This window comes from Ureibacillus galli (assembly GCF_014836845.1).
Classification (GTDB): Bacteria; Bacillota; Bacilli; order Bacillales_A; family Planococcaceae; genus Ureibacillus; species Ureibacillus galli.
Genome location: NZ_JACSQA010000002.1, coordinates 118,843 through 133,165, shown reverse-complemented (window position 1 = coordinate 133,165; position 14,323 = coordinate 118,843). Strand labels below are relative to the sequence as shown.

General features: G+C 35.3%; 13 protein-coding genes. 12 read left to right on the top strand and 1 reads right to left on the bottom strand.

What is annotated here, in order from left to right; all coding sequences use genetic code 11:
* Positions 1-175 precede the first annotated feature (175 nt).
* The 11 genes from H9636_RS02345 to H9636_RS02295 all read left to right on the top strand — a co-directional run bounded on the left by H9636_RS02345 (position 176) and on the right by H9636_RS02295 (position 12,553).
* Positions 176-823: a bifunctional 4-hydroxy-2-oxoglutarate aldolase/2-dehydro-3-deoxy-phosphogluconate aldolase gene (locus H9636_RS02345; protein WP_191706045.1), complete on the top strand. Its 648-nt coding sequence runs from the start codon at positions 176-178 to the stop codon at positions 821-823.
* A 2-nt stretch (positions 824-825) separates the two neighbouring features.
* Positions 826-1,839, top strand: a complete 1,014-nt coding sequence (locus H9636_RS02340; RefSeq protein ID WP_191706044.1) for a sugar kinase — start codon at positions 826-828, stop codon at positions 1,837-1,839.
* A 26-nt stretch (positions 1,840-1,865) separates the two neighbouring features.
* Positions 1,866-2,696: a 5-dehydro-4-deoxy-D-glucuronate isomerase gene (gene kduI / locus H9636_RS02335; RefSeq protein ID WP_191706043.1), complete on the top strand. Its 831-nt coding sequence runs from the start codon at positions 1,866-1,868 to the stop codon at positions 2,694-2,696.
* 112 nt (positions 2,697-2,808) lie between these two features.
* Positions 2,809-3,651, top strand: coding sequence for a sugar phosphate isomerase/epimerase family protein (locus H9636_RS02330; protein ID WP_191706042.1), 843 nt, complete (start codon positions 2,809-2,811; stop codon positions 3,649-3,651).
* Positions 3,652-3,762: 111 nt separating this feature from the next.
* Entirely contained in the window at positions 3,763-5,166 is a 1,404-nt protein-coding gene (gene uxaC, locus H9636_RS02325; RefSeq protein ID WP_191706041.1) for a glucuronate isomerase, read from the top strand.
* Between the two features lie 170 nt (positions 5,167-5,336).
* A complete protein-coding gene (locus H9636_RS02320; RefSeq protein ID WP_191706040.1) occupies positions 5,337-6,806 on the top strand; it encodes a tagaturonate reductase in 1,470 nt (489 codons plus the stop codon).
* A 14-nt stretch (positions 6,807-6,820) separates the two neighbouring features.
* A complete protein-coding gene (locus H9636_RS02315) occupies positions 6,821-8,308 on the top strand; it encodes a UxaA family hydrolase (protein ID WP_191706039.1) in 1,488 nt (495 codons plus the stop codon).
* 74 nt (positions 8,309-8,382) lie between these two features.
* The gene (locus tag H9636_RS02310) at positions 8,383-9,540 is read left to right on the top strand and encodes an oligogalacturonate lyase family protein (RefSeq protein ID WP_191706038.1); all 1,158 of its coding nucleotides are present in this window, start codon (positions 8,383-8,385) and stop codon (positions 9,538-9,540) included.
* A gap of 21 nt (positions 9,541-9,561) precedes the next feature.
* Positions 9,562-9,888 (top strand): cupin domain-containing protein, encoded by a 327-nt coding sequence (locus tag H9636_RS02305; protein ID WP_191706037.1) that lies wholly within the window; start codon positions 9,562-9,564, stop codon positions 9,886-9,888.
* A gap of 25 nt (positions 9,889-9,913) precedes the next feature.
* A complete protein-coding gene (locus tag H9636_RS02300) occupies positions 9,914-11,242 on the top strand; it encodes a pectate lyase family protein (protein ID WP_191706036.1) in 1,329 nt (442 codons plus the stop codon).
* Positions 11,243-11,455: 213 nt separating this feature from the next.
* Positions 11,456-12,553 carry an ABC transporter ATP-binding protein gene (locus H9636_RS02295; protein ID WP_191706035.1) on the top strand — a complete coding sequence of 366 codons (1,098 nt, stop codon included), beginning with the start codon at positions 11,456-11,458 and terminating at the stop codon, positions 12,551-12,553.
* 368 nt (positions 12,554-12,921) lie between these two features.
* Here H9636_RS02295 and H9636_RS02290 read toward each other — a convergent pair whose 3' ends face one another.
* Complete coding sequence (locus tag H9636_RS02290; protein WP_191706034.1) at positions 12,922-13,452, bottom strand: DUF2529 family protein; 531 nt, start codon at positions 13,450-13,452, stop codon at positions 12,922-12,924.
* A gap of 193 nt (positions 13,453-13,645) precedes the next feature.
* Between H9636_RS02290 and H9636_RS02285 the strand changes: the two genes are divergently transcribed.
* Positions 13,646-14,005, top strand: coding sequence for a response regulator (locus H9636_RS02285; RefSeq protein WP_318240983.1), 360 nt, complete (start codon positions 13,646-13,648; stop codon positions 14,003-14,005).
* Positions 14,006-14,323 lie beyond the last annotated feature (318 nt).

Below are 14,323 nucleotides of genomic sequence, written 5' to 3'. Positions count from 1 at the left end.
CATCATTCAATTCCTCCTATCCTTTTTATACATGTACAAAATCTTAAGATAAAGGTTTAAGATTTTAAGAAGTTTGTTAAATCAAATTGTAATCCCTTTCATGGATTTATATACTCAACGTATAAGTTCTATATCGTCTAAATTTTTTGACGATAGCCACGTTTGGGGTGACAATATGAAAAAATTCAATCTATTAACAAAAGTGATAGATTGCGGAGTTGTTGCAGTTGTTCGGGCAGATTCGCAAGAACAGGCTTTAAAAATTTCACATGCATGTATCGAAGGTGGAATATTAGGGATTGAAGTAACTTTTACGGTCAATGGTGCAGTTGAAGTGATAAAAACTTTATTAACCCAATATGAGAAGAATAGCAATGTGGTGATTGGTGCAGGTACCGTTTTAGATGTGACTACGGCAAGAATCGCTATTTTGGCGGGTGCACAGTTTATAGTCAGTCCAAGCTTTGATGAAGAAACAGCAAAATTATGTAATTTATATCAAATCCCCTATATGCCTGGATGCATGACGATAACTGAAATGAAACGTGCACTAGAATATGGTTCAGATATTATAAAGTTCTTCCCTGGAAGTTCATTTGGACCGGATTTCGTGAAGGCAGTAAAAGGACCGCTTCCACAAATTAATCTCATGCCTACAGGTGGAGTAGACTTAGAAAATATCAGGCAATGGATTGAAAATGGCTGTGTTGCTGTTGGAGTAGGTGGGAATTTAGTATCACCGGCGAAAACAGGTGATTTTGCTAAGATTACAGAGTACGCAAAAGAATATGTGAATAAAGTCAAAATTGCTCGCGAGGTTTAATGATGAAAAAAATAATTACACTAGGAGAAATTCTACTTAGATTGTCAACAAATGTTGGAAAACGACTTTCCCAATCAGATCAACTAGATTTGAACTATGGCGGTGCAGAAACGAATGTCAGTGTATCTTTATCAAATTTTGGTTATAACGTGTACCTTGTAAGTAAAGTTCCTGATAATCCACTTGGATTAGCGGCAGAAAGACATTTAAAAACAAACGGTGTCCATACAGAATTTTTACTAAAAGGTGGGGAGCGTTTAGGTACCTATTATGTTGAGTCAGGTATAGGTGCGAGGAGTTCACAAGTAACTTATGATCGAAAACATTCTAGCTTTACACAAATAAACAGCGGCGAAATCCAGTTTGATGACATATTTAAGGACGCTGATTTATTCCACATTACGGGGATTACACCAGCACTTTCACCTAGCTTAGTAGAGTTAACTTTAACCGCTTTACAAAAGGCCAAGGAAAATGGTGTGACGACAAGCTTTGATTTTAACTATCGTTCTAAATTATGGAGTCATCAGGAAGCAGCAGAAACAATAAAACTGTTTCTTCCATATGTGGATATTTGTTTTTGTGGTGAATTAGATGCTATTTACATACTTGGGATTGAAAAAGTATCAGATTCATTCGAAAACAAGGATCGACTTACGTTTTATTACGAAACTATTCAAAAGAAATATCCGAATATTCGATACTTTAGTTCAACATTTCGAGAAGTACTTTCAGCATCAACCAATACATTACAAGGGAATCTTTTCGTTGAGGGAGTTTTATATCAGTCGAAAATTTACCAAATTGATCATATTGTTGATCGAGTCGGTGGGGGAGATGCTTTTGTGGCAGGGATGTTATATGGAATTCTTGAAACCACACCATTTAAGGAAGCGGTTACATTTGCAACTGCTGCATCTGTCTTGAAACATACGATACTTGGTGATTGCAACAATTTTTCAGCAGAAGAGATTATGACCTTTGCTAATCAGGCACCAGGAAAAATTGTAAGATAAACATTTCGAATGGAGGAATTTTTTAAATGGAAACTCGTTATGCAAATCATCCAGAAGAAGTCAAAAGATACAACACAGATGAATTGAGAAGTCACTTTTTAGTAGAAACTATTTTTGAACTAGGAAAGGTTCACTTAACTTATACACATGCTGACCGAATGATCTTTGGCGGGGTGACTCCAGCAGAAGAAGAGTTAACGATAAAGCTCGATAAAGAATTGGGAGTATCTTATTTTCTCGAACGCCGTGAATTAGGGATTATCAATATTGGAGGGGATGGATGGGTCATCCTTGATGGTGTGGTGTATGATATGCAACGTCGTGACGGCTTATATGTAAGTAAGGGGACAAAAGAAGTATTGTTCCGCTCTAGAAATTCACAGGATCCAGCGAAGTTTTATATCAATTCAACTCCGGCACACCATACGTATCCGACTGTGAAAATTGACATTAATGAAATTAAACCACTGGAAGCTGGTGAACCAGGAACATTAAATGAAAGAAAAATTTATCAGTATATTCATCCAAATGTATGTGAAAGCTGTCAACTTCAAATGGGGCTAACTATGCTATCTCCTGGAAGTGTTTGGAATACAATGCCATGTCATACACATGAACGTCGAATGGAAGTGTACTTGTACTTCGACATGAAACCTGATACTCGTGTCTTCCACTTTATGGGACAACCAAATGAAACGAGACATTTGGTAATGAAAAATGAACAGGCAGTCATTTCACCGAGCTGGTCAATTCATACTGGAACAGCGACAAGTAACTATACCTTTATTTGGGGAATGTGCGGAGAAAACATCACCTATACGGACATGGATCACGTTAAAATGGAAGATTTACGCTAAGGATTGTTTGATTAAAATTTTTGGATTGCTATTATCAAGGCAGTGATGGGATTTGAAAAGGGTCTGGTTCAAGTTAATGACCAGATCTTTTTTTAGAATAGGGGGGAGAAAAGTGAGCCTGAATATTGGAATTAGAGCTCATGATATGGCCAATCTTCCATTAGAAGAGTTAGTAAATGAGATATCTCGCAAAGGATTATCTGCTGTCCAGTTAGCTTTAGGGAAATCATTTAAAGAGTTGGATACTTCAATAGGAAGTTTGAGTCCCGGGTTCGCTCATCATATTGGAAGCGCTTTTAAACAAAAAGGAATTCAGATTGCGATTTTAGGTTGCTATATTAACATGATTCATCCAGATCATCATGTTAGAAGAAAAGAACTTATTCGTTTCAAGGAGCATATCCGATTTGCAAGAGACTTTGGCTGTAGCGTTGTAGGAACGGAAACGGGAAATGTTAATCCGGACATCGTGTATACAGAGGACAATTTTAAGGAACAGCCATTCTTTGAAGTAGTCGAAAGTGTTAAAGAACTTGTAGAAGAGGCAGAAAAATTTGGTGTGTTTGTTGGAATTGAAGGGGGAATAAATCATCCGATTCATACACCGCAACGAATGAAACGTTTACTCGATGAAATTCCATCCAATCATCTTCAAGTCATCTATGATCCCGCTAATTTTATGTCATTGGATAATTACCAACATCAAGAAGAGGTAATTCAAGAAGCAATCGAGCTGTTTGGAGACAAGATTATCGCACTTCATGCAAAAGATTTCATTATTGAAGATAACTGGATCAAAATGGTCCCAGTAGGGCAAGGCATGTTAAATTATGATGTGATTTTTAAATGGATTAAACAGAAAAAACCTTTTTTGAACATTCTGATGGAAGGTACAAGTGAACCTTCCATCAAGGATAGTATGACATATTTAAAGGAAAAATATGACAACGTATGATGAGGAATTGATGTTATCGCTTGAAAGAAATTTTGTTACACGAAAAGTATGGAAATATTGTTTTTTATTACGAATCAAATTCTATTTAAAATTTGAAAGGCTGGTGTTCATATGCGAAATTTCATGGATGATAATTTTCTTCTAAACAATGAGACATCCGTAACCTTATATAACGAATATGCAAAAAATATGCCCATTATTGACTATCATTGTCATTTAAGCCCAAAGGAAATTTACGAGAATAAAAAATTTAAAAATATTACGGAAATCTGGTTATATGGAGATCATTATAAATGGCGGTTAATGAGAGCGAATGGAGTTGACGAAGAGTATGTCACAGGTAATGCAAGTGATTATGATAAGTTTCTCGCATGGGCAAGAACCGTTCCAATGACAATAGGAAATCCAGTATTCAACTGGACTCACTTAGAGCTACAAAGATTTTTTGGTATCAATGATATTTTAAATGAAGAAACTGCTCCTACCATTTGGGAAAAGGTGAATGGGCTATTAAATAGTGATGGTTTCCGCGCAAGGGATTTTATTAAAAAGTCGAAAGTACAGGTTGTTTGCACGACAGATGATCCTATTGATAGTCTTGAGTATCATTTGCGTTTAAAAGAAGAAACTGATTTTGATGTATCGGTTTTACCTAGCTTCCGGCCAGATAAAGGTCTTGAAATTAACCGAGAAGGATACTTGAATTGGATTAATACACTCGAGGGGATTTCAAATATCAAAATTAATCATTATCATGATTTTCTCCAAGCTCTTGAGTCAAGAGTTCGATTTTTCCATTCAGTAGGCGGTCGAGTCTCTGATCATGCAATCGATACAATGATGTATGCGGATACAACAATGGAAGAAGTGGAACAGATTTTTAAAGAAGCGTTACAAGGAAAAAAAGTATCCACTGAAAATGAAAAAAAATACAAAAGTTTTACATTAAGATACTTAGGAAAACTTTATGCCGAATTAGGCTGGGCAATGCAATTCCATATTAACGCCTTACGAAATAATAATGAAAGAATGTTTACTATTTTAGGTCCTGATACAGGCTATGATTCTATTAATGATGAAGAAATCGCCAAACCATTGGTGCAATTATTAAACTCAATGGATAAAGATAATGCGCTGCCAAAAACGATTATTTATTCCTTAAATCCAAAAGATAATAATGTGATCTCCGCAATAATCGGGAGCTTCCAAGGTGGAGGAATCCCAGGGAAAATTCAGTTTGGCACTGCTTGGTGGTTTAACGATAATAAGTCTGGAATGCTTGAACAAATGCAGTCCTTAGCCAATATGGGCCTCTTTAGCCGTTTTATTGGTATGTTGACTGACTCTAGAAGTTTCTTGTCTTATACAAGACATGAATATTTTAGAAGAATAATTTGTTCTCTAATTGGTGAATGGGTAGAAAACGGAGAGGTTCCAAATGATCTTGAACTACTAGGGAAAATAGTTCAAGGAATCTCCTACAATAATGCTAAAGAATATTTTCAATTTGCGTAAAGAGTAATAATGATGCTATTCAGATTCGATTCAAGAAGAAAAAAGACACAGAGTTTCATATTGGAGAAAACCTATCTTTCTTCTATAAAATCGATTGATTTGAACATGTCACGTTGTCTTAAAGTTTACTTGTACATTGTAAAATAGTGTTATTTATGAGGAGAATATTTATGGAAAAATTAAATAAGCAGTTCGTAAAAAATTATCAAAAACGTCCAGAAAAGGTTTTGCAGTTTGGGCAAGGTAATTTTTTAAGAGCTTTTATCGATTGGCAAATAGATGTACTTAATGAGAAAACAGACTTTAATGGCAGTGTGGTAGTCGTTCAGCCACGCGGGCAAGGAGCAGTAGAAAAGTTAAATGAACAGGACGGTTTATTTACTCTTTATTTACAAGGAATAAAAGAAGGTAAGCCTGTTAAAGAACATTCAACGATTCGTTGTATAAGTCGAGGGTTAAATCTTTTTAAACAATATGGTGAATATTTACAATTAGCTTGTAATCCTGAGTTGCGGTTTGTTTTTTCTAATACGACAGAGGCAGGAATTGTTTTCGACGCTACGGATCAATTAACAGATAAACCACAAAAGAGTTTTCCTGGGAAACTAACATCTTTTTTATATGAACGTTATAAAGCTTTTAAAGGCGATAAGGATAAAGGGTTAATTATATTACCTTGTGAGTTGATTGATCGTAATGGAGATCAATTAAAGGAATTCGTATTGAAGTATGCTAGGTTATGGAACTTAGAGATAGAATTTGTAGAGTGGATTATTGAAGCAAATATTTTCTGTAATACATTAGTTGATCGTATTGTCCCTGGTTTCCCAACGGAATCAATCGATGAGATTACAGCAGAGCTTGGTTATCTAGATGAGTTTATCGTTGTCGGAGAACAATTCCACCTATTTGTAATTGAAGGACCACAGTGGATAAGAGAGGAATTTCCAGTTCATCTTGCTGGATTGAATACGTTCTTTGTTGATGATATCACCCCATACAGAACAAGAAAGGTACGAATATTAAACGGTGCTCATACTGCGATGGCTCCTGTTTCTTATTTATATGGACTTAACACAGTAGACGAGGCAATTGAACATGAAATTATCGGAAAATTCGTAAAAGATTTAATTTATGGAGAAATCATACCAACATTAGATTTTCCAGAGGATGAATGTCGTTCATTTGCAGATGATGTGATTGAGAGATTTAGAAATCCGTATATGAAGCATTTCTTATTAAGTATTACATTAAATTCAACATCTAAATTTAAAACAAGAGATTTACCTACCTTGCTAGAATTTGTAAAGCGTAAAAAAACTTTACCGAAAAAATTAGTATTTTCATTAGCTGCGCTGATTTCCTTCTATAAGGGTAATGGAGCTGACGAAAAGATAGAACTTTCAGACGACCCTGAAGCTCTTGAATTATTTAAGGCACAATGGAGTGAAGCGGATGGCAGTTTCGAATGCATTAAAGAGATTGTTACAAATGTGCTAGGTAGTAAAAAGCTTTGGGATATGGACCTAAACGTTGTACCAGGACTAGCAGACGAAGTAACGAAAAATCTATTTGAAATAGAAACAAAGGGAATGAAACAGGCTGTTGAAACGATATTCGAGCAAAAAGCAGCTAAGTAAGAGGGGGAATGTTTATGTTAGATTTCATCCAGTTACATGATCACGACAATGTGGTTGTGGCACTGAAAGATTTACCAAAAGGGCAACCGCTAACAATTAAAAAGGAAACAATTATACTAAAGGATGAGATTAAAAGAGGCCATAAGATAGCAATTAAAAATCTATCTATGAATGAACATATCATTAAGTATGGATACCCAATTGGTCACACGATTAAAGAAGTTTCAGTGGGGGAACATATTCATACTCATAATATTAAAACAAATTTGGATGGAATTCAGGAGTATCAGTTTCATCAAAAGTTGAATAGCAATCCTTACGAAAATAAAAATCTTACATTTAATGGATTCAAAAGAAAAAATGGAAATGTAGGGATTCGAAATGAGCTATGGATTGTTCCAACTGTTGGCTGTGTGAATGGAATTGCAGAACGTATGATAAAAGTTTTTGAAAAAGAAGTAGGAAATATTCATCCATTTGAAAACATTCTCGTATTAAAACACAATTATGGTTGCTCACAGCTAGGGGACGATCATGAAAATACTAGGAAGATTTTAAGAGATGCCGTGCTTCATCCAAATGCAGGAGGTGTGCTCGTTTTAGGATTAGGTTGTGAAAATAATAATTTATATGAATTTAAACAAGCTCTTGGAGAATTCGAAGAAGAGCGTGTAAAATTTTTGGTTTCGCAAGAAGTGACTGACGAGATTGAAGCAGGTGTTAAATTACTAAAAGAAATTTATCATGCTGCTAAAAACGATAAGCGTGAACCCATGCCATTAGCTGAATTAAAGGTTGGATTGAAATGTGGTGGATCTGATGGTTTATCAGGAATTACAGCGAATCCATTGCTTGGTAGATTCTCAGATTTCCTTGTTGCCCAAGGAGGTACAACGGTGCTGACAGAAGTACCAGAAATGTTTGGCGCGGAAACAATCCTAATGGAGCGTGCTGCAAATTCAGAAGTTTTTGAAAAGACTGTTCAGCTAATTAATGAATTTAAAGAATATTTTATCGAAAATAAACAACCAGTCTATGAAAATCCTTCACCAGGAAACAAGGATGGTGGAATTTCAACGTTAGAGGACAAATCTCTTGGTTGTACACAGAAAGCAGGCACATCAACGGTAACAGATGTTTTAAAGTACGGAGAAATTCTGAAAGAAAAAGGGTTAAACCTATTGAGTTCACCCGGGAATGACTTAGTTGCATCTTCTGCTCTAGCTGCAGCCGGATGTCAAATGGTACTATTCACGACAGGACGAGGAACACCATTTGGCTCGTTTGTACCGACAATGAAAATTTCAACAAATACCCCGTTGTATGAAACAAAGCCGCACTGGATTGATTTTAATGCTGGCGTACTTTTAGAGAAAGAATCCGATGTCGTGTTAAACGATTTTATTGACTATATCATTCAAGTTGCCAGTGGAAAACTCGTGAATAATGAGAAAAATGATTTTAGGGAAATTGCCATTTTTAAAACGGGAGTTACTTTATAAGTGGTGTTAGTGTAAAGCATGTATTTCTAAAGAAGTAACCTAGTCAACGTTATCCTTAATAGGGAGGGGAAAATATGATTGGCAAGGAGTTTCCTTCAGAAATCAAAGAATATATAGATGAGAAAACAGGAAATGTTGTCAAACAACTAACATCTAACGGTTCTAATAACTTCCATTTTTACTTTACTGATAACTCTTTTTGTAAGGGAGATCAAGACATCTACTTCTTATCGGATCGTTCTTCAGAGAGACCAGCAATCTATAATCTCTTTAAAATGAATTTAGAGACCGGTGGGATTTTGCAGCTAACAGATGAGCCAGAAGGAATCACCCCAAGTTTTCATACAAAAACGCCTGAAGGAGACATTGTCGTTTATGTAACAGGAAGATTATTAAAGAAGATTGAAATCTCTACACTTAAAACGACTGTACTCTATGAAGAAAAGCCGGGGATAGAATTAGGACATCCGCATATTTCTGCAGATAAAAGGTATATCGGCATGGCACGAAATGAATTTGTACCTATTAAAAGAGGAGCCAATTATCGAGGATTTAAAGAAACGATGTATGCGACAAAAAAGGGTTGGATAACGTTAATCAGCATGGATGGGAAAGAGGTTTTTGATGTTTTCCAAGATACCCACTGGCTAGGACACTTTCAATTTTCCCCCAAAAATAGTAGCTTGGCAACCTTTTGCCACGAAGGTCCATGGAATCTTGTTCACCAACGGATTTGGTTGCTAGATATTCGTTCTCGTTCACCTCAGCCATTATTTAGGCAAGGGGAAGACGATTGTATCGGCCATGAGTTTTGGACTAATGATGGGAAAATTTTTTTTGACAACCGTCGAAAAGGTCATGATGGTACAATTACCGTCTATAAAACGCAAGCTACCACTCAGAATTTAAATACATCCGGTCAGATTCCCTTTGTAGGTTTAGCGAATGAGGAAGGGAAGATAATTCGACAAATTGATTTGCCTTTCTATTGTAACCACTACCATAGCAATAATGATAATACCCTATTAGTCGGAGATGAAATAGAAGATTTAGTATTAATAGATATGTCAGGAGAGAAAGCAACGATTAAAACGTTATGTTCTCATCATACGAGCTGGAACACTCAACAAACTCATTGCCATCCAACCTTTAGCTGGAATAATGAGAAGATTTTATTTACTTCCGACCGAGAAGGAACTTGTAATCTATATGTCATTGAACTACCTAAGTAAACTTATTGAGAGGTGAGAGATATGTTTATTTTTGGAGAGAAAATTAAGGCAGTACCGACTGAGGAAGGGGTAAAACGAAAGGTTTTAGGTTACGGAGGCAATTTAATGATGACGGAAGTAACCTTTGAGAAAGATGCAGTTGGAAGCATCCATTCACATCTTCATGAACAAGTAAGTTATGTCACTCAAGGAAGTTTTGAGTTCAACTTGGACGGATATGTGCAAATCGTTAGACAAGGAGATAGTATTTACATCCCGTCCGGTACACGTCACGGTGTTAAAGCGCTGGAAGAAGATTCAATTATTTTAGATGTATTTACCCCGCAACGCGAAGATTTTATAAAATAGTAAAAAGAGAGGAATAGGTAAATCTATGAAAAAAATGTTTAGTTTAATTCTAGCAGCATCTTTATTCAGTTTTGGGATTACTTCCGTCTCAGCTTCATCAAATGATTTAGGAAAAGAAGTTTTACCACCAAAAGATGGTTGGGCTTCCTTTGGAAAAGGTACTACAGGTGGGGATAAAGCAGATGAAAATCATATTTTCACAGTTACAAATAAAAGTGAATTAATTGAAGCATTAGGTGGGGATAATAAATCAAACGGCAAGAATGATCAACCGAAGATCATTTATGTAGATGGGACAATTGAGCTTAATGTAGATGAAAGTAATAATCCGGTGGGTCCTGAATATTATGCTGCAGGCACAGGATATGATTTTGATGAATATTTAGAGGCATACAATCCTGAAGTATGGGGTTATGAGAATGAAGTAGAAGGTCCGCTTGAGGATGCACGCGCTGAAGCTCAGAAAAAACAAAAAGAACAAATTGTTATCAATGTTGGTTCTAATACGTCCATCATAGGGATTGATGATGATGCGAAAATCATCGGGGGAAGTTTAGTTATGAGCGGGGTAAAGAACATCATAATTCGTAATATTGAATTTGAAGCACCCCGTGACTTCTTCCCGCAATGGGATCCAACAGATGGAGATTATGGTGAGTGGAACTCGGAATACGATAATATTTCCATCACAAATAATACTGAAAATGTTTGGATTGACCATTGTACTTTTACTGACGGTGAAAATACAGACGCCTCTTTTGGAAAATACTTTGGTCGCATTTACCAACAGCATGATGGTTTAGTAGATGTAACTAACGGAGCAAATTATGTGACCATCTCATATAATAAATTTGAAGACCATGATAAAGTAATGTTGATTGGATCAAGTGACAGCAAAACGACTGATCGAGATAAATTAAAAGTAACAATACACCATAATTATTTTAAGGATTTAACCCAGCGTTTACCAAGAGTACGTTATGGTGAAGTTCATATCTACAATAACTATTATGAGTTTACGAACGACTCTGAATACTTATTCGATTATGCATTTGGAGTAGGGATGGAATCAAAAATTTATGCTGAAAACAACTATTTTAGCTTCGATTATTATGTAGATCCTGCTCATATTATCCGTTATTGGAAAGGAACTTCTATATATGAAGATGGTACACTCGTTAATGGAAAAGGTAAAGCAAGCAGAGTTGATCTTGTTCAAGCACATAACCGAGGAAATGACGTACAACTTGATGAGAATGTTGGTTGGAAGCCATTTTTATATACAAAAATCCATCCAACACAGGCGGTTCCTGGAATTGTAAAAGCAAAAGCGGGTGTAGGGAAAATAAATTAAGAATTTCTATAAAAGACTTGTTCAGTATTCATACTGGCAGGTCTTTTTTATTTAAGCTGTAAAAATATAAAAATATTTAACAATTATCTAAAAATATTAAATTATAATTGAAAGCGTTTTCCTATAAAATGAAAAATAAGAGTCGCATAATAAAAATCATTCGTATGTAGGCAAACGATGAATATAACTTTTAGATAGTAGGAGGCTGAAAAAATGGCAGAGCTAAAATTAAATAATATTTATAAAATATACGACAATAAAGTAACCGCAGTAAGTGATTTTAACCTTCATATTCAAGATAAGGAATTCATTGTGTTTGTTGGGCCATCTGGTTGTGGAAAATCGACAACTTTAAGAATGGTTGCGGGACTTGAGGAAATTTCTAAAGGGGATTTCTACATAGATGAACGTAGAGTAAATGATATTGCCCCTAAAGATCGCGATATTGCAATGGTTTTCCAAAACTATGCACTTTACCCTCATATGACGGTTTACGATAATATTGCCTTTGGATTAAAACTTCGGAAAGTACCAAAGGATGAAATTAATCGTCGTGTGAATGAAGCAGCCAAAATTCTAGGTCTCGAAAATTATCTGAAACGTAAGCCAAAAGCTCTTTCCGGTGGTCAGCGTCAACGTGTTGCATTAGGCCGTGCCATCGTACGTGATGCAAAAGTGTTCTTAATGGACGAACCGTTATCGAACCTTGATGCAAAACTTCGTGTTCAAATGCGAGCTGAAATTGTTAAACTTCACAGACGTTTGGGAACTACAACAATTTATGTAACCCATGATCAGACAGAAGCAATGACGATGGCGAGTCGCATTGTCGTTATGAAAGATGGTGTGATACAACAGGTAGGAGCACCTAAATATATTTACGAAAATCCAGAGAATATATTCGTAGGCGGATTTATCGGATCACCTTCAATGAATTTCTTTAATGGAAAGATATTAGATGGTGTATTTTCTATGGGTAACACAAACATCACAATTCCAGAGGGGAAAATGATGGTTCTCCGCGAACAAGGGTATGTCGGGAAGGAAGTAATTCTTGGTATTAGACCGGAAGATTTCCATGATGAGCCGGTATTTATCGAATATGCTAAAGGGGCGACAGTTAAAATTGATATCGAATTAGCAGAACTTACTGGTGCGGATATGACAGTTTACTCGACAATTGAAGGTCAGAACTTGCTAGCAACGATTGATCCGCGTACAGAAGTAAAACCAGGCGATCAACTTGAACTTGCATTTGATATGAATAAAGCGCACTTTTTTAATAAAGAGACAGAAGTAAGAATTCGTTAAAGAAAATAAAGCTACCTTGTGAAGTTCGATAGGAACTCCAAGGTAGTCTTTTTTATCCTGTAAATGTGACAGTGTTAGCTTTAATAGAATCCATTCTCTTAAGTACTTACAGAAAATAAAAAAGATTTTCACCAAAAAATAGACATTTATATATTTTGTCATTTACTCTGCATGATGGGAGAGTTCTTTCAATAAAAAATCTCCCCAAAGGTAAATAGGTTTGATTTTCAACCGTCTACTTAATGGGGAGATTATATTTTAAGTGATATTTAAATGGGAAAACTTAGGGAGTCCCATTATTGATTAAGTTTTGTATAATTAAATATTATGAAGTATGAAAAATGTTCTATAAAAATGAGTAATGAGACTTAGAGCTCGTCATCAGAAATCATTTCATCATAGTTTAACTTAATTGCCTCATAAATAAATAATGCTGCAATTAGATGGGGAATTACAACTCGCTCACCAATTCTGACAGGATGGGGTAGTAATCCACCGCGTACTTTCATAGATACATAAGTGTAAGCTAAGTTACTTAATTCATTATTATCGCTTTGTTGCTCGGGAGCAATCACGGCGAATGGTATAAAATCTTCGTATAACTTTTTTGCCAAGCTTAATGCCTCTTGATCTTCACAACTAGTTGTGAAGATACATACACGATCTGCATCCGTTAGCGATGTTTCAGGAGTCCATTTTGATAAATTAGCAAATGGCTCTGTTTTTCCCAATGCTTTTATTTCAATTGGTAGTAATTCACCAAAACAAGCGAAATATACATTACCTTCGCCAACACTAGCTTGTGCGAGTAACCGTGCCGTTTCTTCTATTGCTTCTTCTTCACTTTGAATAATTCTTTGAAATAATCCACTCATTTGAGTAGAAAGTATTTTAGACATAATTCCACCTCTTTCTCTATTATAAATATTTTTTTAAGAAATTGTAAAATCTAAAAGACTCTAAGTCGTTTTTTAAAAGGGTTTTTAAAAAGTAAATCGAAATTTATGTTTAGGTGGCGTATTATAGGGAATGTAACTATAGTAAATGAAATTAATAATAATAAAATAATATCACGTTAAGGAGAAAGTTATAGTGAAAAAAATATTAATCGTTGATGATCAAAAAGGAATTCGTCTACTGTTAAATGAAGTTTTCTCTAGGGAAGGATATGAAATATTTCAGGCTGCCAATGGAATGGAAGCGCTTAAAATAATGGCAAATAACAACATCGATTGTGTATTACTAGATATGAAAATTCCAGGTATGAACGGAATCGAAATATTGAGGGAAATAAGAAAGAACAACTCAGTAGTACCTGTATTTATGATGACAGCATTTAATGATAACGAAATAATGGATGATGCAAATGAATTAGGTGTTATTAAATACTTTACAAAACCTTTTAATATTTTTGATATAAGAAATGAAGTGAATGAAGTGTTAAAAAAATAAGACGGTTATTTTTTCTTCATCAAACTTGGCGTGTATATTATTGGAAATAAGTCATATTAAGTTTGAAAAGATTTAAAGAACCAATACTCTCCCCATAAAAATTAAAACAACAATTCTGTTGCTTAAAAGATTTTGCGTTAGACGCAAGCTTTCTTCGCAGAAAACAAACCCGTCTCTATGCTTGAGAGACGGGATTAACAAAAGTGAAACTTTCTTTAAAAGGAAATGTTCTAATAAAGTATTTTTGCGGCTGTCGCAAGCTTCCGCCGCAGAAAAGGGTAGCATCTCCTAGCACTTGAGAGATGAATTAAATGAATA